Annotated in this window: 2 protein-coding genes and 1 pseudogene; all 3 read right to left on the minus strand. The window is 72.9% G+C overall.

The window, feature by feature from the left end; translation table 11 throughout:
* Nucleotides 1-324 (minus strand): annotated as a pseudogene (locus tag CCN51_RS48395) (hypothetical protein); the annotation flags it as partial.
* 149 nt (nucleotides 325-473) lie between these two features.
* Nucleotides 474-836, minus strand: coding sequence for a VOC family protein (locus CCN51_RS48400; RefSeq protein ID WP_043490392.1), 363 nt, complete (start codon nucleotides 834-836; stop codon nucleotides 474-476).
* Nucleotides 836-1559: methyltransferase domain-containing protein (locus tag CCN51_RS48405; protein WP_086861053.1), on the minus strand; the 724-nt coding region annotated here is incomplete at its 5' end. The genes CCN51_RS48405 and CCN51_RS48400, both read right to left, overlap by 1 nt.

The raw sequence follows: 1559 nt of genomic DNA on the forward strand, positions 1-1559 counted from the left end.
GCCGCCCGTCTGCTGCCCGCCGCCACCGGAGCCATAGCCGGGCGAGGTGGGCAGACCACTCGACAGGCCACTCGGGAGACCACTCGGCAGGCCGCTGGGTATCCCGCTGGGTATGCCGCTGGGGAGCGCCGGCAGCCGCGAGGAGCCGCTGGACGGGAGGGCGCCCGCGAACGATGTCTTGTCGTCGTCCTCGACGACCTGCGGCAGCACGAGGACGGCGAAGGCGAGGGCGGCGGCGACCAGTATCCAGACCCCGCGCTGCTTCTGCTCCTCGCTGCTCCCCGTGTTCGCTCCCGAACCAGACCCGCCTGACGCGCCGTCCATGGCTCTCCCCCGTGGAAACCTTGGCCCATTCATGTGGTTGTTCAGCGCATCCACGGTCTCATGACACACCGCTCCAGGGGAGAGCTGGCACGAAGCGTGCCTGGCATGTGACCTTGGCCGACGCCGGAGGCTCGCCGTCGTCGTCGAGGTCAGGCGACCGGCTCCAGGAACTCCAGCCGGTTCCCGACCGGGTCCTGGGAGTAGAAGCGGCGGTGGCCCGGCAGGTTCTCATCCCAGACGACCTTGGCTCCGCGCTCCGCCAGCCGCGCCGCGAGGGCGTCGATGCCCGTCACCCGGATGCCCGGGTGGGCCTTCTTCGACGGCCGGAAGTCCTCCTCGATGCCGAGGTGGAGCTGGACCGGACCGGATCGGAACCACAGACCGCCGCGGGCCGCCAGGACGGGGGGCTTGGCGATCTCGGTCATGCCGAGCGCTTCGCCGTAGTACGTGCGGAGCGCGCCCTCGGCGCCTGGCGGGACGGCCAGCTGCACATGGTCGATCGCGGCGAGCATCATTCCGCCTTCCGGGCGACGGCGAAGATGCGGCGGAAGGGGAAGGCCGTGCCGTGCGGGCCGGGTGGGTAGGCCTTGCGGAGGAGGTCGGCGTATTCGGCGAGGAAGGCGTCGCGGGCCGTGGGGTCGTCCTGGAGGGCGGTGAGGACGGGGCGCAGGGCGGTGCCCTTGACCCAGTCGAGGACGGGGTCGGTGCCGGTCAGCATCTGGATGTAGGTGGTCTCCCAGGCGTCGACCTCGCAGCCGAGCGCGGCCAGGCGCTCCAGGTAGGCGGCCGGGTCGAGGACGGGGGCGGGGCGTTCGCCGTGGGTGGAGAGGCGGTCTCGCCAGTGGGGGGCGTCGCACAGGTCGGCCAGGATGGTGTGGCTGGGCGCGGTGAAGTTGCCCGGGACCTGGAAGGCGAAGGTGCCGCCGGGGCGCAGGGCGGCGATCCAGGCCGGGAAGGACTCGGGGTGGCCGGGGACCCACTGGAGCAGCGCGTTGGAGACGATCAGGTCGAAGGTCTCGTCGGGGACCCAGTGCGCGGCGTCGGCGGGGCGGAAGTCCAGCAGGCCGCCGCCGTCCTCGGGGGCCGTGTGGGCGCGGGCCGCCTCCAGCATCTCGGCGGAGTTGTCGAGGCCGGTGACATGGGCGTCGGGCCAGCGGTCGAAGAGGAGGACGGTGACATTGCCGGCGCCGCAGCCGAGGTCGGCGATGCGGGGCGGGCGGCCGGGGGCGGTGGGG

It is taken from the genome of Streptomyces milbemycinicus, from assembly GCF_002154605.1.
GTDB classification, from domain to species: Bacteria; Actinomycetota; Actinomycetes; order Streptomycetales; family Streptomycetaceae; genus Streptomyces; species Streptomyces milbemycinicus.

What these genes read in the sequence shown, in the direction of transcription:
- CCN51_RS48400 (WP_043490392.1), bottom strand. Translation starts at nt 836, where the DNA reads ATGCTCGCCGCGATCGACCATGTGCAGCTGGCCGTCCCGCCAGGCGCC.